Annotated in this window: 21 protein-coding genes; 11 read left to right on the plus strand and 10 right to left on the minus strand. The window is 72.4% G+C overall.

Annotation, left to right across the window (positions count from 1 at the left end; genetic code table 11):
- The first annotated feature begins 23 nt into the window (after positions 1 to 23).
- The gene (locus DB033_RS01870) at positions 24 to 704 is read left to right on the plus strand and encodes a prepilin peptidase (RefSeq protein ID WP_111765206.1); all 681 of its coding nucleotides are present in this window, start codon (positions 24 to 26) and stop codon (positions 702 to 704) included.
- Here DB033_RS01870 and DB033_RS01875 read toward each other — a convergent pair.
- The 3 genes from DB033_RS01875 to DB033_RS01885 form a co-directional block, all read right to left on the minus strand.
- Positions 661 to 1,401 carry a hypothetical protein gene (locus DB033_RS01875; protein WP_111765207.1) on the minus strand — a complete coding sequence of 247 codons (741 nt, stop codon included), beginning with the start codon at positions 1,399 to 1,401 and terminating at the stop codon, positions 661 to 663. The two genes, DB033_RS01870 and DB033_RS01875, sit on opposite strands and share 44 nt — an antisense overlap.
- An 81-nt stretch (positions 1,402 to 1,482) precedes the next feature.
- Positions 1,483 to 2,352: a metallophosphoesterase family protein gene (locus DB033_RS01880; protein WP_157970455.1), complete on the minus strand. Its 870-nt coding sequence runs from the start codon at positions 2,350 to 2,352 to the stop codon at positions 1,483 to 1,485.
- A 34-nt stretch (positions 2,353 to 2,386) separates the two neighbouring features.
- Positions 2,387 to 3,097, minus strand: a complete 711-nt coding sequence (locus DB033_RS01885; RefSeq protein WP_111765209.1) for an HAD family hydrolase — start codon at positions 3,095 to 3,097, stop codon at positions 2,387 to 2,389.
- Between the two features lie 198 nt (positions 3,098 to 3,295).
- On the opposite strand from DB033_RS01885, the gene DB033_RS01890 reads away from it, so the two are divergent.
- Entirely contained in the window at positions 3,296 to 3,835 is a 540-nt protein-coding gene (locus DB033_RS01890; RefSeq protein WP_111765210.1) for a hypothetical protein, read from the plus strand.
- A gap of 87 nt (positions 3,836 to 3,922) precedes the next feature.
- Here DB033_RS01890 and DB033_RS01895 read toward each other — a convergent pair whose 3' ends face one another.
- The 3 genes from DB033_RS01895 to DB033_RS01905 all read right to left on the minus strand — a co-directional run bounded on the left by DB033_RS01895 (position 3,923) and on the right by DB033_RS01905 (position 5,933).
- Positions 3,923 to 4,324 carry a hypothetical protein gene (locus tag DB033_RS01895; RefSeq protein ID WP_111765211.1) on the minus strand — a complete coding sequence of 134 codons (402 nt, stop codon included), beginning with the start codon at positions 4,322 to 4,324 and terminating at the stop codon, positions 3,923 to 3,925.
- 74 nt (positions 4,325 to 4,398) lie between these two features.
- Complete coding sequence (locus DB033_RS01900; protein WP_111765212.1) at positions 4,399 to 5,265, minus strand: LLM class flavin-dependent oxidoreductase; 867 nt, start codon at positions 5,263 to 5,265, stop codon at positions 4,399 to 4,401.
- Between the two features lie 50 nt (positions 5,266 to 5,315).
- Positions 5,316 to 5,933, minus strand: coding sequence for a peptide deformylase (locus DB033_RS01905; protein WP_111765213.1), 618 nt, complete (start codon positions 5,931 to 5,933; stop codon positions 5,316 to 5,318).
- A gap of 57 nt (positions 5,934 to 5,990) precedes the next feature.
- Here DB033_RS01905 and DB033_RS01910 point away from each other — a divergent pair, with 57 nt between their 5' ends.
- The 3 genes from DB033_RS01910 to DB033_RS01920 all read left to right on the plus strand — a co-directional run bounded on the left by DB033_RS01910 (position 5,991) and on the right by DB033_RS01920 (position 7,894).
- Positions 5,991 to 6,491: a PPOX class F420-dependent oxidoreductase gene (locus DB033_RS01910; RefSeq protein ID WP_111765214.1), complete on the plus strand. Its 501-nt coding sequence runs from the start codon at positions 5,991 to 5,993 to the stop codon at positions 6,489 to 6,491.
- Complete coding sequence (locus DB033_RS01915) at positions 6,488 to 7,324, plus strand: aldo/keto reductase (RefSeq protein WP_111765215.1); 837 nt, start codon at positions 6,488 to 6,490, stop codon at positions 7,322 to 7,324. Before DB033_RS01910 ends, DB033_RS01915 begins: the two co-directional genes overlap by 4 nt.
- Before the next feature lie 138 nt (positions 7,325 to 7,462).
- Entirely contained in the window at positions 7,463 to 7,894 is a 432-nt protein-coding gene (locus tag DB033_RS01920) for an organic hydroperoxide resistance protein (RefSeq protein ID WP_205843606.1), read from the plus strand.
- A gap of 70 nt (positions 7,895 to 7,964) precedes the next feature.
- Here the strand turns inward: DB033_RS01920 and DB033_RS01925 are convergent, their stop codons facing one another.
- From DB033_RS01925 to DB033_RS01940, 4 genes are all read right to left on the minus strand, one after another.
- Positions 7,965 to 9,014 carry an ABC transporter permease subunit gene (locus tag DB033_RS01925; protein WP_111765217.1) on the minus strand — a complete coding sequence of 350 codons (1,050 nt, stop codon included), beginning with the start codon at positions 9,012 to 9,014 and terminating at the stop codon, positions 7,965 to 7,967.
- On the minus strand, positions 9,011 to 10,168 hold the full coding sequence (locus tag DB033_RS01930; protein ID WP_111765218.1) for an ABC transporter permease: 1,158 nt from the start codon (positions 10,166 to 10,168) through the stop codon (positions 9,011 to 9,013). The genes DB033_RS01925 and DB033_RS01930 overlap by 4 nt, the downstream gene beginning before the upstream one ends.
- Positions 10,165 to 11,748: a sugar ABC transporter ATP-binding protein gene (locus DB033_RS01935; RefSeq protein WP_111765219.1), complete on the minus strand. Its 1,584-nt coding sequence runs from the start codon at positions 11,746 to 11,748 to the stop codon at positions 10,165 to 10,167. The genes DB033_RS01930 and DB033_RS01935 overlap by 4 nt, the downstream gene beginning before the upstream one ends.
- Positions 11,749 to 11,968: 220 nt before the next feature.
- Positions 11,969 to 13,096: an ABC transporter substrate-binding protein gene (locus DB033_RS01940; RefSeq protein ID WP_205843607.1), complete on the minus strand. Its 1,128-nt coding sequence runs from the start codon at positions 13,094 to 13,096 to the stop codon at positions 11,969 to 11,971.
- A 357-nt stretch (positions 13,097 to 13,453) separates the two neighbouring features.
- On the opposite strand from DB033_RS01940, the gene DB033_RS01945 reads away from it, so the two are divergent.
- The 6 genes from DB033_RS01945 (at position 13,454) to DB033_RS01970 (ending at position 22,241) form a co-directional block, all read left to right on the plus strand.
- Positions 13,454 to 14,488: a LacI family DNA-binding transcriptional regulator gene (locus DB033_RS01945; protein ID WP_205843608.1), complete on the plus strand. Its 1,035-nt coding sequence runs from the start codon at positions 13,454 to 13,456 to the stop codon at positions 14,486 to 14,488.
- A gap of 141 nt (positions 14,489 to 14,629) precedes the next feature.
- Entirely contained in the window at positions 14,630 to 16,384 is a 1,755-nt protein-coding gene (gene araB, locus DB033_RS01950) for a ribulokinase (RefSeq protein ID WP_111765220.1), read from the plus strand.
- On the plus strand, positions 16,381 to 17,055 hold the full coding sequence (locus DB033_RS01955; RefSeq protein WP_205843609.1) for an L-ribulose-5-phosphate 4-epimerase: 675 nt from the start codon (positions 16,381 to 16,383) through the stop codon (positions 17,053 to 17,055). The genes araB and DB033_RS01955 overlap by 4 nt, the downstream gene beginning before the upstream one ends.
- Before the next feature lie 103 nt (positions 17,056 to 17,158).
- The gene (gene araA / locus DB033_RS01960; protein WP_111765221.1) at positions 17,159 to 18,661 is read left to right on the plus strand and encodes an L-arabinose isomerase; all 1,503 of its coding nucleotides are present in this window, start codon (positions 17,159 to 17,161) and stop codon (positions 18,659 to 18,661) included.
- 1 nt (position 18,662) lies between these two features.
- Positions 18,663 to 19,571, plus strand: a complete 909-nt coding sequence (locus DB033_RS01965; RefSeq protein ID WP_111765222.1) for an aldose 1-epimerase family protein — start codon at positions 18,663 to 18,665, stop codon at positions 19,569 to 19,571.
- Positions 19,572 to 19,811: 240 nt separating this feature from the next.
- Positions 19,812 to 22,241 (plus strand): glycoside hydrolase family 3 protein, encoded by a 2,430-nt coding sequence (locus tag DB033_RS01970; RefSeq protein WP_111765223.1) that lies wholly within the window; start codon positions 19,812 to 19,814, stop codon positions 22,239 to 22,241.
- The last annotated feature ends 7 nt before the right edge of the window (positions 22,242 to 22,248 follow it).

The raw sequence follows: 22,248 nt of genomic DNA on the forward strand, positions 1-22,248 counted from the left end.
AGTCGGTCTGACACAGTGGGTCGATGTCCAGCTGGCTCGTCCCCGCGCTCTGCGCCCTCGGCGGTGCCGCCGCCGGCGCGGCGTCCCGGGTGCTGCTCGGCCGGTTGCGCCGGGGGACCGTGGTGCGCCCGGGGCCGCTGGAGGTGGCGTCCGCGCTCCTCGCCGGCCTCGGTGGAGCGTCGTCGTTCCCCGACGGGCCGTGGCCGCTGGTGCTCTGGGTCGGGGTGCTGGCCGTTCCGCTCGCCGCGGTGGACCTGCGCCACCACCGGCTGCCCGACGCGCTGACCCTGCCGGCCGTGCCGCTGACCCTGGTGGTGTGCGCGATCGACCGGTGGTGGGGCGGCGGCACCGGAGACCTGGGGCGGGCGGCGGTCGCCGGCGCCGCCGTCGGCGGGCTGTTCCTGCTGCTGGCGACCCTCCGGCCGGACGCGATGGGCCGCGGTGACGCCAAACTCGCGTTCGGCCTGGGGATCGCGCTGGGCTACGTGTCGTGGCCGGCGGTGCTGCTGGGGATGTTCGGCGGCTTCCTCGCCGGGTCACTCGTCGGGCTGGCCGGCGTGGTGACCCGGCGGTTCGGCCTGCGCTCGGCCATCGCGTTCGGGCCGGCGCTGCTGCTCGGTTGCTGGGTGGTGCTGGCGGTGCCGTCGCTGCCCGCCTGGTTCAGCGGTACTGCTGGAGCTTCCGCTGCAGCAGGTTGGCCTTGACCGTGCGGAAGTACTCGCTGGACGCCGGCAGGTACATCAGCACGATGCCCGCGATGGCGAGGACGGCGCCGATCCACCCGGTGAGCGACGACGTGGACGACGTGTAGGTGCGGTCGGCCACCGTGACCGAGCCGGTCGCGTTGACCGTGGACAGCAGCGACAGCGCGGACAGCACGGTCAGGGTGATGCGGGCCCAGTTGCGGCCGGCACGCATCTTGAACGCGAACAGCAGGTACAACCCGAAGAACACCACACCGACGCCGATGAGGATGCCCTTGGCGACGTTGACGACGCTCTGCACCGACACCCCGTTGAGGTCCCGCTGCGCACTGGCGCCGGCCTCCCGCACGGCCTGGTCCCAGATGTCGGAGTTCAGCGCGAGCACGATGCCGATCAGCGCGATCACCGCGGTCAGGACGTACACGCCGAAGGCCGCGGTGACGGTCGTCGGGGTGGCGGTCTTCCCCGCCGCCCGGCTCGGGTCGTCGTAGCCGCCGCCCGGGTAGCCCTGCTGCGGGTAGTTCTGCTGGGGATACCCCTGCTGCTGCGGGTAGCCCTGCTGACCCGGGTACTGCTGGTGGCCCGGGTACGGCCCGGAGCCGCCCTGCTGCGGGTACGCCTGGCCCTGCTGCGGATACTGCGGGTACTGCTGCGGCTGCTGCGGCTGGTTCTGGGGCGGTTGGTACGGATCCGACATGACGTGCTCCTGGGGCCGTGCGGGCGGGAAACCTCCGGGGCGAAGTATGCCAGCAGGTCACAGCGCGCGACGGGGAATGCGTCAGTCCACCGGGTGGGCCGCCACGACCGCCGCGCAGCCCGCCGGATCGAGGTCGAACACGGTCGCGGCCCCGTCCACCGGGATCACCGAGACGGTGTGCGTGTCGCGGTACAGCCGCACCAGGTTGAACGCCGTGGACCGGGTGGTGTGCTCGTGGCCGGCCGGGCCGAGGGGATCGGTGCGGATGGCGGTGGACCCGGCCACGGCGACCGGCACGCCGCCCAGCGTGCCGCTCTGCGCCAGGTGGTGGTGCCCGGCCAGCACCAGCCGGACGTCGGTGCCGGCGATGACGTCGGCCAACGCGCGGCGGGAGGCCCGTTCGAGGGTGAAGTAGGTCAGCAGCGGGGTCGGCGGCGGGACCGGCGCGTGGTGCAGGACCACGACGGTGCCGTCCGGCGCGGGCGTGCCGAGGATGCGCGAGAGCTCGGCGAGGGTGTCGTCGGTCAGGCGGCCGTGTCCCTTGCCGACGATGGTGCTGTCCAGCGTGACGATCCGCAGCCGGTCGCCGAGCAGGATCCGCTGTACCCGGGGATCGGTGTCGTCCACGCCGAGGAGCTCACGGTGGAACGCCACCCGGACGTCGTGGTTGCCGGTGGCGTACACGAGCGGCACCCCGAGGGGTTCGACCGCGGCCCGCAGCCGCCGGTAGGCGTCCGGGTCGCCGGTGTCGGTCAGGTCCCCCGACAGCACGATGGCGTCGAAGCGGTGCCCGTTGGCCTGCCCGCGGCGCAGCTCGGCCACCACCGCGGCCAGCGTGACCTCCGGATCGACCACGCCGTTGTAGAGCACACCGGTCGACGTCAGGTGGCAGTCCGACAGGTGCACGATCGTGTGTCCGGCGACCTCGGGAGGCTCTCCGTCGGGGGTCACCGGCGTCGGTCCTCCCGCCGTCGGCGGCATCGGCTCAGCGGTCAACGGGGGCCTCCGGATCGGTCGACCAGCGGACGAGGGCGGGCAGCAGCGGCGCGAGTTCGGTCGCGCGCCACGTCGGCGTGCCGAGGCGACGGTCGAAGCGGTCGATGTGCGCGGTGCGGCCGCCCGCCTCGTGGACGGCGGCGAGATCGGCCGCCCAGCGGTCACCGATGCCCAGGACGCGGCGGGGGTCGCCGGTGCGGGCGACGGCGTCCGCGGCGATGGCGCGCAGTCCGTCGGGCTTGCCGGCCCCGCTGATGATCCGGTCCACGGCGGCGGTCAGCCCGACCGCGTCGAGCACCTCCGCGATGCCCGCCTCGGGGGCGTTGGTGACCAGCCACACCTGGTCGGACTCGTCGAGACCGTCGAGCCAGTCGGTGAGTCCGGGTTGCGCGTCGAGGGCGAACGCACTGCGCACGACATCCTCCCGGCTCTGCGCGTAGGCGGCACGACGCGCGTCCAGGGGCACCCCGGCTCCGTCGCTCATGGCGTGGACCACCTCGTAGCCGTCCTCGGCGGTGGCGAAGACGTCGGGGACGCCGGGCGGCGCGACGCGGCCCTCCAGGAACGATCGCATGCCGCCGATGATGAGGGTGGCGGTGGTCGGGTCGACCAGCTCGGCAACGCGCCGGGCGTAGGCCTGGACGGCGAGGTCGCCGACGTAGGCGGTGCCGTCGAAGTCGAGCAGGATGGCGAGCGGCACCGGGCCTCCGTGTCGTGGGTGGGGGCGGGCAGCGGACGTGCCCGTGCCCCGGTCGATCCTGCCAGCCGTCCCGGGCGCCGTGGGGCGGGTCCCGCCCCGTGCGCGGGTTCCCGCCGGTTCCCGCTCCCGCCCTGCACACAATAGACCGATGACCGACCTCTCGAGGCCCGCCGGCCGCCCTGCGGCGGGGACCGTGGCGTGACGCCCCGCACCGGACGGCTGCTCGGGGCCGGCATCGTCCTGACCGGGTTGCTGCTGATCCTGTTCGGATTCCTGACCTGGGCCGACGTCGCCCTCGCCGGCGCCGACAGCTCGTCGTTGAGCGGGTGGGGGGCGATCAGCGGCGGCCCCGGGGCGGCGGCCGGCGACAACATCAACGAGGTGATCACCAGCCTCGGCGGCGTCGGTTCCTACCGGCCGGCCCTGCTGCCGACGGTGCTGGCCGGGTTCGGGGTCGTGGCCGGGCTCGGGGTCGTGGTCCGGACGTCGAAGGTGGCCGCGGCCGGGGCGGTCGCGGTGGGTCTGTTCGTCGTCGGCTGGGGGCTGTACCGGGCGTTGCGTCCGGGCGACGTCGCCGGCCTGCTGGTCGAGGGTGACGTCGCGACCGCCGCCGTCGGCCCGTGGGTGACGTCGGTCGGTGGGCTCGCCATGGTCGCTCTGGCCGTCGCCGTCCTGGCGGCCCGGGCACCGGCGCCGCCCGTCGCGCCGCGCCGCCGGGGCATCCAGCCGCGGCGGTGACTCCCGGTGGGTGCCCCGGGCGACCGGGAGGCCCGCGAGATTCCGTCGGAGGTGCGTACTCGGGGGTGGTCGGGCGGCGGCGCCCGATCAGCGTCCGAGGCCCGGGAAGAAGCCCGGCAGCCGGGCGGCGACCGACGGCAGCAGCGCGCCGGCCACGAACAGCACTCCGACGCCGGCGAAGAGCACCGCCGCGATCAGCCGGAACGGCCCCGGCCCACCGGCCAGCCCGACCGCGACCAGCACCACGATCACCAGTCCGGCGACCCCGGTGAGCGGCCGGCGGTGACGGTCGACCACGGCGAACGTCGGGCGGCTCAGCAGCAGCACCAGCACCGCTCCGACCGGGAGGAACACCCCGCCGGCGTCGAACGGCTCCCCGGCGGCGGCGTCCGACGCGGCGGCCACTCCGAGCAGGGCCAGGATCACCGCCAGCACGATCGCCTTGCGCAGCACGGCGGGCCGCAGCCCACCCGGGTCCGCCTGGGTCACCGTGCCGCTCCCGTCCTCAGCGCGGCCGGTCGCCGTCGCCCGTCGCTCATCGCCCACCGGAGAGCCCGCCCGGGTCAGACGGTGCCGCCGGGCCCGAGTCGACCGGCCACCTGCTCGAGCACCGCGGGGTCACCGACGAACTGCTTGGACTCCCGCGGCCAGTGCACCACCACGTCGGTGAAGCCCAGTGCGGCGGCCCGGCCCACCGCGTCGTCGAAGACGTCGACGCTGCGCAGCGAGAACACCGGCGCGCTGTCGAGGTTGAGGTAGCGGGCCACACCGGGCCGCTCGGCGGTGATCCCGGCGAACCGGTCGGCCAGCTCCGCGATGCCGCGCCACCAGGAGTCGAGGTCGTCGGCGGGGGAGCCCACCGTCGCCCAGCCGTCACCGAACCGGGCGGCGATCCGCATGCTGCGAGGCCCGTTGGCCGCCACCACGATGGGCAACCGGGGACGCTGCACGCACCCCGGAAGCAGATGCGCGTCCACCGCCCGGTAGTGCGCGCCCTCGAAGCTGGTGACCGGCCGGCGCAGCAGCAGTTCGGTGAGCTCGACGAACTCGGCCAGCCGGTCGACCCGCTCCCGCGGCGGCAGGTCGTCCGCGCCGAACACCCGGGAGTCCCAGCCGAGCCCGCCCGCGCCCACCCCGGCGGTCATCCGGCCGCCCGACAGCACGTCCAGCGTCATCAGGTCCTTGGCCAGCGTCACCGGGTGCCGGAAGTTCGGGCTGGTCACCCAGGTGCCGATCCGCAGCGTCGACGTCGCCAGCGCCGCGACCGTCAGCGTCGGCATCGTGGCGTGCCACGGCTCGTCCGCCAGGTCCCGCCACGCCAGGTGGTCGTAGGTCCAGCCGTGTGCGAAGCCCATGTCCTGCAGCGCCTTCCAGCGCGCGGTGGTCTCGGCGGCGTCGAACTGGGGGAGGATGACGACCCCGACACGCATGAATGCCCCTCACTCTCCGGCGCGCGGGCGCGCACCGTGCCGACAGTCGATCAGAACCCGAGGTGCTCGCGGGCCCGGTCCACCGACGGGCCGGCCCACAGCGCCTGGTACACCCCGTTCTCCGACAGCGAGCGCAGATCGGCCCGGTCCAGGTACAGCGTGCCCGCCAGGTGGTCGGTCTCGTGCTGGACGATGCGGGCCTGCCAGCCCCAGTACTCGGCGTCGATGGTCGATCCGTCGGGAGCTGACGCCCTCAGGTGCACCGCGGCCGGCCGGTCGACGGCCGCCTGGTAGCCGGGCACCGACAGGCAGCCCTCGTAGAAGAACGCCCGATCGTCGCCGACCGCGGTGTACACCGGGTTGAGCAGCACCAGGAGATCGAGCGGACGCCGGTCACGGGCGGCCGCGACGTCCTCGGCCACCTCGGCGGAGTCCTCGAGGACGGTCAGCTGCAGGCCGATCCCGACCTGCGGCGCCGCGAGGCCGACCCCCGGTGCGGCGTGCATGCTCTCGCGCATCGCCGCGATCAGCTCGGTCAGCACCGCGTCGTCGAGCTGGCCGTCGTAGCGGTCGGCGGGCCGCCGGAGCACGGGCAGCCCGGCCGGCACGATGGGCAGCGGTCGCGGTCCGGAGAGCAACCGGTCGACCCGGTCGGCGTGCGTCATCATCGCCACCGACCTTATGGCCCCGAGGGTCGGTCGCGTCCCCGTGACTACGCTGACCGCATGCCACGATCCGTCGCGACCACCACCGCCGTGCCGCTCGACGAGCTCCTGGAGTTCGTGCGCACCCGCCGGCACCTGCTGCTCGCCACCACCCGCACCGACGGCCGCCCGCAGCTCTCGCCGGTCAGCGGTGGCGTCGACGGCGAGGGGCGGCTGATCATCTCGACGTATCCCGGACGGGCGAAGACGGCCAACGCCGCGCGCACCCCCGAGGTGAGTGTGTGCGTGATGAGCGACGACTGGGACGGCCCCTGGGTGCAGATCGACGGCACCGCCGAGGTCCTGGACATGCCCGAGGCCGAGGACGCGCTGGTCGACTACTACCGCAGCCTGGCCGGTGAGCACCCCGACTGGGACGAGTACCGCGCCGCGATGCGCCTGCAGAACAAGTCGTTGATCCGCATCACCCCCACGAGGTGGGGGCCGGTGGCCACCGGCGGCTTCCCGCCGGACGTGGCGGCGCAGCTCGACGCCCGCGACGCGGCCGGGGCGTCGGCATGACCGTCGCCCACATCCCCCTCGTCGGCCTCAACCACGGCGGTCCGATGCCGCAGCTGGGGCTGGGCACCTGGCCGCTGGACGACGACGAGGCCGAAGGCGCGGTGCTCGCCGCGTTCGAGGTCGGTTACCGGCACATCGACACCGCCGTCAAGTACGGCAACGAGACCGGCGTCGGACGGGCCGTCGCGCTCGGCGGGCTGGACCGTGACGAGCTGTTCATCACGACCAAGCTGGACGGCACCTACCAGGGCGCCGACCGCGCGGTCGCCGGCCTGCAGGGCTCACTGGAGCGGCTCGGCCTGGACCACGTCGACCTGCTGCTCATCCACTGGCCGCTGCCGGCCCGGGGTGAGTTCGTCTCCACCTGGCGGACGTTCGAGCGGCTCCTCGCCGACGGGCTCACCCGCGCCATCGGGGTGTCGAACTTCAAGCCGGCACACCTGGCCACGCTGGCCGCGGAGACCTCGGTGGTGCCGGCGGTGAACCAGGTGCAGCTGTCCCCGTTCACGCCCCGCCGGGCCGAGCGCGAGTACGCGGCCGCGCACGACATCGTGATCCAGTCCTACAGCCCGATCGGTGCCGGGGGCGAGCTGCTGCACGCCGACCCGGTGCAGGAACTGGCCGGCAGGCACCACCGGACGCCGGCCCAGATCGTGCTGCGCTGGCACGTGCAGCAGGGCCTGGTTCCGGTGCCGAAGTCGGCCGACCCGACCCGGATCGCCACCAACTCCCAGGTCTTCGACTTCGAGCTCGACGAGGACGACATGGCCCAGCTCGCCACCCTGGACCGGGGACCGGACGTGGGCATCGACTCCGACGTGGACGGACACTGACCCGGACCCGGTCCGGACCCGCGGCGCGGGCGGGCGGGGGAGGGGGACGGTCGACCGCGTCCCCGGGGAATGGATCGGCGCCGACGGGACTTGTGCTGGGTCGAGAGCACGTCCCCGACCCGTCAGGAGATTCTTGCCGTGAGCACCGCCACCGCCATCTACACCGCCTCCGCCACCGCCTCCGGTGAGGGCCGCAACGGCCATGTCGCCAGTTCCGACGGTGTGCTGGACTTCGACCTCGCGGTGCCGAAGGAGATGGGTGGCCCCGGCGGTGCGCTGACCAACCCCGAGCAGCTCTTCGCGGCCGGCTACGCGGCGTGCTTCCACAGCGCGCTCAAGGCCGTGGCCCGCATCGAAAAGCAGACCCTCACCGATTCCGCGGTGGTCGCCGACGTCTCGTTCGTCGGTGGTGAGGGTGGTCCGCAGCTCGCCGTGGCGCTGCACGTCGAGATCCCCGGCCTGGAGCACGCCGTCGCGCAGGACCTGGTCGAGAAGGCGCACCAGATGTGCCCGTACTCCCGGGCCACCCGCGGCAACATCGACGTCACGCTGTCGGTCGACGCCGGCTGAGCGCGTCCGACCGGGAACACACGAGAGGCCGGTACCCGTGACGGGTACCGGCCTCCCGGCACTCCGGAGTTCACCGTCGGCGTGCCACCAGCACCCGCTGCAGCACGATGAAGAACAGCACCAGCACACCGATCATCACGCGCGTCCAGCCGGTGTTCAGGTCACCGTCGAACTCCTTGTAGGCATAGATGACGCCCAGGGTCAGCACGCCCAGCAGCGACCCGAGGACGTAACCGGACCCGCCGGCGAGCAGGGTGCCGCCGATGACCACCGCGGCGATCGCGTTCAGCTCGTACCCGATGCCGGCGACGGGGTCGCCGGAGGCGGTGTAGAAGGAGAACAGGATGCCGGCGAGGCCCGCGCACAGCCCGCTGATGGTGTAGACCGCGACCTTGGTGCGCGCCACCGACAGCCCCATCAGGTTGGTCGACGACTCGCCGCCGCCCAGTGCGTAGACGGTGCGGCCGAAGCGCGTGTAGTGCAGCACCACGAAGGCGATCACCAGGACGCCGAGGGCGATGAGCACGGCGGGGGTGGTGTACACCTCGGTGACGCGGGTGCGGCCGCGGGCGTTGGTGGTGGTCGCCTCCCAGAGGTCCACGTGGGCCTGGTTCATCGTCTGGAAGAAGCCGTTGTCGATGGCGATCGACCGGTCGGTGATGACCAGGCACAGGCCGCGGGCGAGGAACATCGCGGCCAGCGTCGCGATGAACGGCTGGATCTTGAAGTGGTGGATCATCATCCCGACTGCGAAGCCGAGGCCACCGCCGACGACCAGGACCACCGGGATGACCACCGGGGCCGGCCACCCCTGCTGCAGCAGCGTCGCCGCCACCACGGTGCCCAGCGCCATCACCGCACCGACCGACAGGTCGATACCGCCGGTCAGGATGACGAACGTCATGCCCACCGCCAGCACGATGAGGAACGAGTTCTTGCTGAACAGGTCGAGCAACGCCTGACCCGAGGTGAAGTTCGGGTAGAGCGTGGCGCCGACGACCAGCATGATCGCGAGCAGCACCACGGTGGCGCCGATCTGGGAGTACTGCTGGAAACGGCTCAGCGGCCGGCGCTTCTTCGGCGGCGCGGGCGCCGGCGAGTCCTGGACAACCGTGGTCATGAGGTCCTCGTCCCTGTTGTCGGGGTCAGGGTGGGGGTCGGGGTGACGGCAGGGGCGGCCGCACCGGCGGTCGTGCCGGGCGTCGCGGGGCTGCTGCCGGAGAGCGGGGTGGCGGTCACCGGGGAGCCGGTCGAGGTGTCGCCGCCACCGGACCTCCCGCGCCTGAACAGGCCGGCGATCCAGGCCCGGGCCTGCGGCGACTGCATGATGCAGACCACGATGACCACGCAGGCCTTGAACACGTCGGTGGTCCGCGGCGACACGGCGATGACGATGAAGTTGTCCATCGTCTCGATGATGAACGCGCCGATCAGCGTGCCGGCCAGCGAGAACCGGCCGCCGGCCAGGGATGTCCCGCCGATGACGACGGCGAGGATGGCGTCCAGCTCGATGAACAGGCCGATGGAGTTCGGGTCGGCCGACGTCGAGTTGGAGGTCAGCATCAACCCGGCCAGGCCGGCGCAGAGGCCCGCGAAGATGTAGACGATCCAGGTGATGGACCGCGACTGCACACCGGCCAGCCGGCTCGCCTCGGGGTTGACACCGACGGACTCGATCAGCGTGCCCAGGGCGGTGCGCCGGGTGAGCAGCGCGGTGATGCCGAAGATGGCGCCGGCGATGAGGATGGAGAACGGCACCGACAGCCAGTAGCCGCCGCCGATGAGCTTGTAGGCGGGGGAGTTGTCGGGGTAGAGGATCTTCTCCCCGGTGATGACCTGGGCGAGGCCGCGGCCGGCGGTCATCAGCACCAGGGTGGCCACGATCGGCTGGATGCCCAGCACCGACACCAGGAAGCCGTTCCAGGCGCCGGCGACGACGGCCATCAGCAGCGCGACGCCGACGGCGGTGAGCACGACGGTGACCGAGCCGCGGTCGCCGGAGTCGATGATGTACATCGACGCCCAGGAACCGGAGATCGCCGCCACCGCACCGACACTCAGGTCGATGCCGCGGGTGGCGATGACCAGCGTCATACCCAGCGCGACCAGGATGATCGGTGCGGCGCGGCGCAGGATGTCCACGACCGGTCCGAACAGGTTGCCGTCGAGGACGGTGACGGAGAAGAACGAGTTGTTCGCGACGAAGTTCGCGACGAGCAGTGCGACGAGGACCAGCGCGGGCCAGACCAGCCGGTTCGCGGTGAGCTTCTTCATGCCGACACCTGCTGTCCGGCCGCGGCGGTGGTGGTGGGCGTCCCGGGGCCGTCGGGGGCATCCCCGGTGGCGGCGATCCGCTCCATGATGTCGTTGACGGTGACTCCCTCGTTGACGATGTCGGCGATCTTCACGCGGTCGCGCATGATGCCGATGCGGTGGGACAGTCGCAGCACCTCCTCCATCTCGGCGGAGATGTAGACGACGGCCATCCCGTCGTCGGACAGCGACGCGACGAGCTTCTGGATCTGCGCCTTGGCGCCGACGTCGATGCCGCGGGTCGGCTCGTCCAGGATGAGCAGCCTGGGCTCGGTGATCAGCCAGCGGGCGAGCAGCACCTTCTGCTGGTTGCCGCCGGAAAGGTTGCGCACCAGCGCGTCCGGGTTGGCCGGGCGGATGTCGAGGGCCTTGATGTACTTGTCGGCCAGCTCGTCCTGGGTGCGGCGGGGGATCTGCCGCAGCCAGCCGCGGGCCGACTGCATGGCCAGCACGATGTTGGCGCGCACCGACAGGTCGCCGATCAGCCCCTCCGCCTTGCGGTTCTCCGAGGCGAAGGCGATCTTGCGGTCCAGTGCCACGCGCGGGCTCTTCAGCTTCACCGGGGTGCCGCTGACGGCGGTGTCGCCGGCGTCGTTGCGGTCCGCGCCGTAGAGCAGCCGGGCGACCTCGGTGCGCCCGGAGCCCAGCAGACCGGCCAGGCCGTAGACCTCACCGGGGTGGATCTCCAGGTCGAAGGGCTGCACCGAGCCGCTGCGGCCGAGACCCTCGGCGGTGAGGAAGGCGCCACCTTCGACCCGGTCGCGGGCGTCGCGCTTGGTGCCGGCCTCGAGCTCCTCGAGCGCGGCGAAGTCCTTGCCGATCATCTTCGAGATCAGCGAGATGCGGGGGAGCTCGGCGATCGGGTACTCGCCGACCAGCTCGCCGTTGCGCAGCACCGTGATCCGGTCCGAGATCTCGTAGATCTGGTCCAGGAAGTGCGAGACGAACAGCACGGCCACGCCGTTGTCGCGGACCCGCCGGATGATGGTGAAGAGCTCCGCGACCTCGCGGGCGTCCAGCGAGGAGGTCGGCTCGTCCAGCACCAGCACCGAGGCGTTGATGTCCACGGCGCGGGCGATGGCGACGAGCTGCTGCACCGCGATCGAGTGCGAGGCCAGCATCGACGACGGGTCGATGTCGAGGTTGAGCGAGGTGAGCACCGCGCGGGCCCGCTTGCGCATCGCGCGCCAGTCGATGAGGCCCAGCTTGCGGGGTTCACGGCCGAGCATGATGTTCTCGGCGACGGTCAGGTTGGTGACCAGGTTGACCTCCTGGTAGACGGTGGCGATGCCCGCCGCCTGGGCCTGCGCCGGTCCGTTGAACGCGACCTCGGTGCCGCCCACCCGGATGGTGCCCGAGTCGATCGTGTACACACCGGTCAGGGCTTTGATCAGGGTCGACTTGCCCGCGCCGTTCTCACCCATGAGCGAGTGGACCTCGCCGGGGAACAGCCGGAACGCGACGTGCTGCAGTGCTTTGACGCCCGGGAACGAGATGCTGATGTCGTTCATCTCGACGATGGGTGTGCTGCTCGGCGTCATGGACGACCTTTCGTGGAGCCCGGATCCGGCTGAACCCGTTCTCGGTCGACGCCGGCCGGGTGGAGCGATCCTCGACGGGAGGAATGAGTCACCTGCGCGCCACCGAGTCTGGCAGTGGCGCGCAGGCGGGTCCAGGGGAGAGGGCCGGACGGTCGCGTCCGGCCCTCCCGTGGGTGCTACCTGCGGGAGCGGGTGGTGCCGACTTCCTGGTACGTGCTTCCTAGTACTTGCGGTCCGGCAGCGCGGCGGTGGCCTGCTCCTGGTCGAACTCACCCTCGATGGTGACGATGCGGGCCGGGATCTCCTGGTCGCTCAGCACGGCGCTGGCGGCCTGCATCAGCTGGTCACCCAGCAGCGGCGAGCACTCGACGATGTAGTTGATCTTGCCGGCGGACAGGGCTTCCATCCCGGCCTTGACGGCGTCGATGGTCACGATCTTGATGTCCTTGCCGGGCACCTTGCCGGCGGCTTCGATGGCCTCGATGGCGCCCAGGCCCATGTCGTCGTTGTGTGCGTAGACCAGGTCGATGTCGGGGTAGGTGGCCAGGAAGCCCTCCATGACCTTCTTGCCGCCGTCACGGGTGAAGTCGCCGGTCTGCGAGGCCAGGGTGGTGAACTTGGCGTCGGAGCCCAGGACGTTCTCCCAGCCGGTCTTGCGGTCGTTGGCCGGCGCGGAGCCCGTGGTGCCCTCGAGGACGACCATGTTGACGGCGTCGGCGTCGGCGAACTCGGTCTTGGCCCAGGTCGCGGCCTTCTCACCCTCGGCGATGAAGTCCGAGCCGATGAAGGTCTTGTACAGGCTGGGGTCGGCGGTGACCGAACGGTCGGTCAGGATGACCGGGATGTCGGCGTCGGCCGCTTCCTGCAGGACGGCGTCCCAGCCGGTCTCGACGACCGGGGAGAAGGCGATGACGTCGACGCCCTGCGTGATGAAGGTCTTGATCGAGGCGATCTGCTTGGCCTGGTCACCCTCGGCGGAGGTGAACTGCAGGTCCACCTTGTTCGCCTCGGCGGCGGCCTTGATGGAGTCGGTGTTGGCCGAACGCCAGCCGGACTCCGAACCGACCTGGGCGAAGCCGAGGACGGCGCCGTCGAGGACGGCGGGGTCGACCGGAGGCAGCTCGCCCCCGGCGGCGGCGGGGGCGCTGCTCTCCGAGCCCGACGAGGACGCCGACGGCGCGGAGCTCGAGGCGGAGGACGAGCCGGCGGTGCTGCTCGCGCTGCTGCTCGCGCTGGTGGACGAGGGGGCCGACGAGCTGCTCGGGGCGGCGCTGTCGCTGCCGCCGCACGCGGCGAGGGTCAGGGCGACCGCCGCGATCGCGGCTGTCGTGAAGGTCTTCTTGAGCACTGCAATCCTCCGACGCTGGTGGACCTGGTGGTAGTACGGGGATACCTGACGGGAGCTCGGACCGGGAGCTGTCGCGGATCGCCGACGCTGTCGGCGAGGGGCGAACGTGGTGCCGGTGGTCGACCTTCCGATCCGGGATCGCCTCGCGCTGTGACCGAGGGCGGGTCTCCTTCGACCTGCAGGGATAGTGTTAACGTTCACACCCAAGCGCGTCAAGTGGCTGAGGTCACTTTTCGGACACGGCTCACCGGAGGACCGCTGGTGGTCGCGCGCCGGCATCCCGGCCCGCCGCTGGGACGCCGTCCCGGCCGGGACGTACATTCTGACGATCAGCCAACGGGAAGGGGGCCGTCGGACGTGAACACCGACCAGCCGCTCGTGCGCCCCCGGGCGCCCGGCATGTACGACGTGGCCCGGGCGGCGGGTGTCTCGCACCAGACCGTGTCCCGGGTGCTCAACGCCCACCCCCGGGTCCGCGAGGAGACCCGGGCCCGGGTGCTCGCGGCCATCGAGGAGCTCGGGTACCGCCGCAACACCGCGGCCCGGGCGCTGGTGACCCGCCGTTCGGGCACCCTCGGGGTGGTCACCGCGCGCAGCGCCCTCTACGGGCCCACCAGCGTGATGCTCGCGCTCGAGGCCGCCGCCCGCGAGGCGGGGTACTACGTGTCGCTGGTCAGCCTGGCCGACACCTCGGCCGAGCAGATCCAGGCGGCGTTGGAGCACTTCCAGGACCAGAGTGTCGAGGGTGTCGTCATCATCGCCTCCACGCCGGACCTCGCCGACGACCGCCTGACGGCGGGGCTGCCGATGCCGGTCGTCACCATCTCCCCGCTGGCCGCTCCGCACGACGGCGTCTACGTGACCGCCGTCGACCACCTGCTCGGCGGCCGGATGGCGACCCGGCACCTCGTCGACCTCGGGCACCGCCGCCTCGCTTTCATCGGAGGGCCGGCCGACTCGCTGGACTCCACCGCCCGCCAGCGCGGGTGGGAGCTCGAGTCCGCCGCCGCCGGGTTGCCCGAGGGGCGGCTGCTGCGTGGCGACTGGTCGGCCCAGTCCGGGTACGACGCCGGCCGGCAGCTCGTGCGGCGCGCACTGCCCGACGCCGTCTTCGCCGGTAACGACGAGATGGCCCTCGGGCTGCTGCTCGCCCTGCACGAGGCCGGATTCAGTGCGCCGCACGACATCTCGGTCGTCGGCTTCGACGACATCCCGGGAGCGGCGTTCTTCTCACCGCCCCTGACCACCGTGCGCCAGGACTTCTCGTCGTTGGGCGTCGGCTGCATCGACCTGCTGTCGTCGGCCCTGCAGGGCCGCCCGGCGCTCGAGCCGGTGCTGGTGCCGCCGGAGCTCGTCGTGCGGGGGAGCACCGCGGCGCGCGCCGCCCGCTGAGCTCCGTCCCGGGTCCCGCGGTGGCGATCAGGGTGCCGTCCGTCCGGTGCCTCTTGACGCGCTGCTGTGTTAACGCTAACAATATGACCGCCGGGTGATCGGACAACAGCTCGACGCCGGGGAAGACAGGAGCAAGGCACAGTGGTCAACGCTGATCATGACGAAGCACTGGTGGTGGGTGTCGACTACGGCACCCTGTCCGGCCGGGCCGTCGTCGTCCGGGTGCGGGACGGGGCCGAACTCGGTTCCGCCGTGCACGAGTACACCCACGGTGTCGTCTCCGAGACACTGCCCGGCACCGGCGCGCCGCTGCCGCCGGAATGGGCGCTGCAGGTTCCGTCGGACTACACCGACGTGCTGAAGCAGGCCGTGCCCGCCGCCATCGCCGCGGCCGGCGTCGACCCGGCGCACGTCATCGGCATCGGCACCGACTTCACCGCCTGCACGATGGTGCCGACCACCGCCGACGGCACGCCGCTGTGCGACCTCCCCGAGTTCGCCGACCGCCCGCACGCCTACGTGAAGCTGTGGCGTCACCACGCCGCCCAGGGGCAGGCCGACCGCATCAACGCCCTGGCCCGCGAGCGCGGGGAGTCGTGGCTGCCGCGGTACGGCGGCTTCATCTCCTCCGAGTGGGAGTTCGCCAAGGGGCTGGAGCTGCTCGAGGACGACCCCGAGGTCTACGCCCGCACCGAGCGCTGGGTCGAGGCCGCCGACTGGATCATCTGGCAGCTGTCCGGCCGCTACGTCCGCAACGCCTGCACGGCGGGCTACAAGGGCATCCGCCAGGACGGTGCGTACCCGTCCCAGGGGTTCCTGGCCGCGCTCAACCCGGCCTTCGCCGGTTTCGTCGAGGACAAGCTCGACCAGCCCATCGGCCAGCTCGGCTCCGCCGCCGGGACGCTGACCGAGGAGGCGGCCGGCTGGACCGGTCTGCCCGCCGGGATCGCCGTGGCCGTGGGCAATGTCGATGCGCACGTGGCCGCACCCGCGGCGAACGCGATCGCGCCCGGACAGCTCGTCGCGATCATGGGCACGTCGACCTGCCACGTCATGAACGGCACCGGACTCGTCGAGGTCCCGGGGATGTGCGGCGTCGTCGACGGCGGCATCACCGCGGGGCTCTACGGCTACGAGGCCGGCCAGAGCGGCGTCGGTGACATCTTCGGCTGGTTCACCCGCACGGGGGTTCCCGCCGACTACGCGGAGGTCGCTGCCGCGCAGGGCGTCTCGATCCACGAGTACCTCACCGAGCTGGCCGCGCGGCAGGCCGTCGGCGAGCACGGCCTCATCGCGCTGGACTGGCACAGCGGCAACCGCTCGGTACTGGTCGACCACGAACTGTCGGGCCTGGTCGTCGGACAGACGTTGGCGACCAAACCCGAGGACACCTACCGCGCGCTGCTGGAGGCGACCGCCTTCGGCACCCGCACCATCATCGAGACCTTCAACGCCGCCGGGGTTCCCGTGACGGAACTGGTCGTCGTCGGTGGTCTGATGAAGAACGCGCTGCTGATGCAGATCTACTCCGACGTGACGAACCTGCCGCTGTCGCTGGCGACCTCCACCCAGGGCCCGGCCCTCGGATCGGCCATCCACGCCGCCGTCGCCGCCGGTGCCTACCCGGACGTGCCCGCCGCCGCCGCGGTGATGGGCAGCAAGTCCGACGCCGTCTACACCCCGAACCCGGACAACGCCGCCGCCTACGACGTGCTGTTCGCCGAGTACACCGCCCTGCACGACCACTTCGGCCGCGGCGGATCGTCGGTGATGCGCCGGCTCAAGGCCATCAAGCGGGACGCCGTGAGCCGCCGCCGGGCGGCCGGCGCCGGGGTCGCCGGCCCTCAGGTCGACGCCGCCCCGCCCGCCGACACCGAACAGGAAGCCTTCCAGTGAGCCCGCTGAGCATCGCCGCCGAGATCACCCGCCTGCGGCGCGAGGTCAGCGACCTGCACGCCGAACTCACCCGCTACGACCTGGTCGTCTGGACCGCCGGCAACGTCTCCGCCCGGGTCCCGGGCGCCGACCTGCTGGTGGTCAAGCCGTCCGGGGTCGACTACAACGACCTGACGCCGGAGAACATGGTCGTCACCGACTTCGACGGCACCGTCGTCGAGGGCGACCACGCGCCGTCCTCCGACGCCGCCGCCGCCGGCTACGTCTACCGGCACATGGACCGGGTCGGTGGCGTCGTCCACACTCACTCCACGTTCGCCACCTCGTTCGCCGCCCGCCGCGAGCCCATCCCGTGCGTGCTGACGATGATGGCCGACGAGTTCGGCGGTGAGATCCCGGTCGGCCCGTTCGCCCTCATCGGCGACGACTCCATCGGCCGCGGCATCGTGGAGACGTTGCGGCACAGCCGTTCCAAGGCCGTCCTGATGGCCAACCACGGCCCGTTCACCGTCGGCGGGACCGCCCGCGCCGCGGTCAAGGCGGCCGCGATGTGCGAGGAGGTCGCCCGCACCGTGCACATGGCCCGCCAGGGTGGCGCCGTCCATCCGATCGACCAGACCGACATCGACGCGCTGTACGACCGCTACCAGAACGCGTACGGACAGCACTGACCCGACGGCACGACCCCCGACCGCGACCCGGACCTCCCGGCGGCCGCGTCACCCTCTGAGCAGATCCCCGTCTGCACCACCCCTCACAGCAAGGACGACGACGTTGACAGCATCACGAGCGCAGGTGTGGTTCCTCACCGGCAGCCAGGGCCTCTACGGCCCGGAGACCCTCGACCAGGTCGCCGCCCAGTCCCGCGAGATCGCCGAGACCCTCGACGCCGCCAAGGAGATCGACGCCGACGTGGTCTGGCGTCCGGTGCTCACCACCGCCGACGCGATCCGCCGCACGATGCTCGAGGCGAACTCCGGCGACGACTGTGTCGGTGTCGTCGCCTGGATGCACACGTTCTCGCCGGCGAAGATGTGGATCGCCGGGATCGACGCGCTGCGCAAGCCGCTGCTGCACCTGCACACGCAGGCGGGGGAGTCGCTGCCGTGGGCCGAGATCGACATGGACTTCATGAATCTCAACCAGGCCGCGCACGGTGACCGCGAGTTCGGGTACATCCAGACCCGGCTCGGAGCGGCCCGCAAGACCGTGGCCGGGTACGCCGCCCATCCCGAGGTCCAGGCGTCGGTCGGCTCCTGGGTCCGCGCCGCCAAGGGGGCCGCGAAGATCCGCAGCCTGAAGCTCGCCCGCTTCGGCGACAACATGCGCGACGTGGCCGTCACCGAGGGCGACAAGGTCGAGGCGCAGCGCCGGTTCGGCGTCTCGGTGAACACCTACGGTGTCAACGACCTCGTCGAGATCGTCGACGCCGTCGGCGACGCCGAGGTGGACACCCTCGCGGCGACCTACGACGAGCAGTACGACGTGATGGCGTCGCTGCGGCCCGGCGGCGAGCAGCGGGAGTCGCTGCGGTACGCGGCACGCATCGAGCTCGGCATGCGGCAGTTCCTCACCGCCGGCGGCTTCGGCGCCTTCACCACCAACTTCGAGGACCTGGGTGGGCTCCGGCAGCTCCCGGGCATCGCCGTCCAGCGGCTGATGGCCGACGGCTACGGCTTCGGCGGCGAGGGTGACTGGAAGACCTCCGTCATGCTGGCCACCATCAAGGCCATGGGCGAGGGCCGCTCCGGCGGGACGTCGTTCATGGAGGACTACACCTATCACCTGGTCCCCGGCGAGGAGAAGATCCTCGGCGCCCACATGCTCGAGGTCTGTCCCACCATCACCAGCTCCCGGCCCAAGGCCGAGATCCACCCGCTGGGCATCGGCGGCCGCCAGGATCCGGTCCGGTTGGTCTTCGACGCCGACCCGGGCGCCGCGGTCATCGTCGGCATCGCCGACATGGGGGAGCGGTTCCGCCTCGTGCTCAACGCCGTGGACGTGGTCGCCCCGACCGAGCCGCTGCCGAAACTGCCGGTGGCGCGGGCGGTCTGGGAGCCGCAGCCGGACTTCCGGACCTCCACCCAGGCGTGGCTCACGGCCGGTGGCCCGCACCACACGGTGCTGTCCACCGCGGTCGGCGTCGAGGAGATCGACGACTTCGCCGAGATGATGCGCACCGAGCTGCTGGTCATCGACAACGACACGACCATGCGCGGTTTCACCAAGGAGATCCGCTGGAACCAGGCGTACCACCGACTGGCCCAGGGCTTCTGAGATGACCGACCGTCCCGACGAATGGCGGCTGCACAGCGGCGGCTACGCCGCCGCGGTCACCGCCGTCGGCGCCACCCTGCGGTCGCTGACGCTGGACGGGCGGGACCTGGTGGTCCCGTTCCCGGCCGGCGCGGTGCGCCCGCTCTACCGCGGCGCCCATCCGGTGCCGTGGCCGAACCGGATCGCCGACGGCCGGTACACCTTCCGCGGCGTCACCCACCAGGCGGCGCTCAACGAGGTGGACCGCGGTCATGCGCTGCACGGCCTGGCGCACTGGGTGCGGTGGGAGGCGACCGATGTCGCCGCCGACCGGCTGGTGCTGGTGCACGACCTGGTCGCCCAGGACGGCTACCCGTTCCCGTTGCGGCTGCAGATCACCTTGGTGCTCGACGGCGACGGGCTGCACACCACGCTGGAGGCGAACAACACCGGCACCGGAGAGGCTCCCTACGGCTGCTGCCCGCATCCGTACCTGGTCGCCGGCGCCGGTCCGCTGGACAGCTGGGAGCTCACCGCGCCGGTGGCCCGCCGCCTCGAGGTGGACGAGCGGCTCGTCCCCACCGGACTCGTCGCCGTGGACTCCGTGGACAACGACTTCCGCACGCCCGACGTCATCGGCGGCCGCGAGATCGACCACTGCTTCACCGATGTCACCTTCGACGACGGTGTCGCCGTGGTCCGGGTGGTCGACCCGGCCGCCGGGACGGGCGTCGAGCTGAGCTGGGGTGCCTGGGCGCCCTGGCTGCAGATCCACACCGGCGACCGCCCGGAGCCGGAGCACGACCGGGCCGGCCTGGCCGTCGAGCCGATGAACTGTCCGCCGGACGCGTTCAACCTGCCCGACGCCGAGGTGCCGGTGCTCGCCGCCGGCGCCACCCACACCGCGAGCTGGTCGATCCGGGGGATCTGACCGCTCGTCGGACGCCGCCCACCCGGCGTCCCGCAGACCGTCGCCGGCGGGAGTTGACGGGGCTCCTGCCGGCGGCGCCTTCCCTGGCGCCCACCGGGCCGTTCGCCGGGCCGCGTGGCCGCGGCCGCGTTGCCGGGGCCGGTTCGCCGGGTCGGTTCGCCGCCCCCGGCGACACCGGGCAAGCTGGGTGCCGACCCCGACGGCGGACGGCCCTCGGGAACGATCCCGAAGGCGGCACCCATGAACCCGACCGAGCCGGACACCACCGCACTGACCGACCTGGTGAGCCGGCTGGACCTGGCGTCGAAGGTCCGGCTGCTCACCGGGGCGACCGCGTTCACCCTGCCGCCCGAACCCCGGATCGGCCTCGGCGAGCTGCGGCTGTCCGACGGCCCGACCGGTGTCCGTGGCCTGAAGTTCGCCGGCGGCCGGGTCGTGTCGCTGTTCCCCAACGCCACCCTGCTCGCGTCCGCCTGGGACGTCGACGGCGCCTACGAGGTCGGCCGGCTGCTCGCCGAGGAGGCCCTCGTCCAGCAGATCCACGTCGTCCTCGGCCCCACCATCAACCTGCACCGCTCGCTGCTCGGCGGCCGGCTCTTCGAGGCCTACTCCGAGGACCCGCTGCTCACCGGGCATCTCGCCGCGGCCTACGTCCGCGGCATGCAGGACGCCGGCGTCGCGGCGTGCCTGAAGCACCTGGTCGCCAACGAGTCCGAGACCGAGCGCAACACCGTGAACAGCGTCGTCGACGAGGCGACGCTGCGGGAGCTCTACCTGCTGCCGTTCGAGATCGCCGCCACCGACGCCCACGCCTGGACGATGATGGCCGGCTACAACGACGTCAACGGGGTCGCGGCGACCGAGCAGGTCCACGTCAACAGCGGGATCGTCAAGGGCGAGTGGGCCTGGGACGGCCTGCTGATGTCGGACTGGACGGCGACGAAGACCACCGCCGCGTCGGCCAACGGCGGCCAGGACCTGGTGATGCCGGGACCGGTCGGTCCGTGGGGCGACGCGCTCGTCGCCGCCGTGCAGGCCGGTGAGGTCGCCGAGACGACCGTCGACGACCACGTCGTCCGGCTCCTCCGGTTGGCCGGCCGGGTCGGCGCGCTCGGTGACCTGCGGGAGTACCCGACCGATCTGCCCGCGCCCGATTCGGCCGTCCGCCGGCGACAGCTGCGCGACCTGGCGACCGCCGGCATGACGGTGCTGACCAACGAGGGCGTGCTCCCGCTGGCCGGATCGGGTGGCGTCGCCGTGATCGGCCGGCACGCCGTCGAGACCGCCGGGATGGGCGGCGGCTCCGCGCAGGTCAACGCGCCGTACCAGGTGAGCGTGGCCGACGGGTTGACCGCGCTGCTCGGGGACCGGGTCACCGTGGTCGACGGCGTCGAGGTCCGCACCAAGGCCGTCGCCGCGCTGCCGGCGATGGTCACCGACCCGGAGAGCGGCCTGCCCGGGGTGGGGTTCACGCTGTACGACGCCGCCGGCACGGTGCTGGAACGGCGTTCCAGCCCGACGGCGACCACCGTCGTGGGCTTCGACGACGACTTCGAGGGCACCGTGGCCCGGATCCGGCTGCAGGCCCGCCTCACGTCCGACGGGCCGCTGGACATCGGCACCATCGGCGTCGGCGACTGGCGACTCCGGGTGGACGGCCGGACGTCGGACTGGACACTGGCGGTGGCGAACCCGGGACCCGGGGCGGAACTGCTCGACCCGCCCTCGCGGGCGACCCCGGTCGCGGTTCCGGCCGGGACCGAGGTGGAGGCCGTCCTCGAGGTTCCGGCGCTCGCCCCGGGGAGCCCGGCGCTGGCCGGCCTCATCGTGCGCCGGTCCGCCCGCGAGGTGGACACCGTGCTCGCGGAGGCCGCTGCGGCCGCGGCCGCCGCCGACGTCGCCGTGGTGGTCGTCGGTCTCACCGCCGAGCAGGAGACCGAGGCCGTCGACAAGTCCACCCTGGCCCTGCCCGGCCGCCAGGACGACCTGGTGCGGGCCGTCGCCGCGGCCGCGGCAAAGACCGTCGTGGTGATCAACGCGGCCACCCCGGTGCTGATGCCGTGGCTCGACGAGGTCGACGCGGTGCTGGTGGTGGGGCTGCCCGGCCAGGAGGCGGGCCACGCGGTGGCGGCGGTGCTGACCGGGGCCGCCGAGCCGAGCGGCCGGCTGGTCACGACCTGGCCGGTCGCCGACGGGGCCACCCCGGCCTGGAACGTCACCCCGGTCGACGGCGCCGTCGTCTACGACGAGGGCACGTTCATCGGCTACCGCGGACATCACGCCGGCCGCGCGCCGGCGCCCGCGTTCTGGTTCGGCCACGGGCTGGGCTACACCAGCTGGGACTACAGCGACGTCACCGCCCACGGTGACCCAGCGGTGTCGACCACGGTGTCGGTGACGGTGCACAACACCGGCGACCGGGACGGCCGTGAGGTGGTGCAGCTGTACTTCGCACCCGCGGACCCGGCGCAGCCCGTCCGGCTGGTGGGCTGGACGCCGGTGACGGTGGCGGCCGGCGGGTCGGCGACGGTGACCGTCACCGGTGACCCGCGGATGTGGCGGCGCTGGGAGGGCGGCCCCGACGGCTCGTGGGCCACCCTGCCGTCCGCCGGTGAGCTGCTCCTGGCCCGCGGGCTGGGCGACATCCGTGAGCGGATCACGGTGGGCTGAGCCGGGT

Source organism: Nakamurella deserti, assembly GCF_003260015.1.
GTDB classification, from domain to species: domain Bacteria; phylum Actinomycetota; class Actinomycetes; order Mycobacteriales; family Nakamurellaceae; genus Nakamurella; species Nakamurella deserti.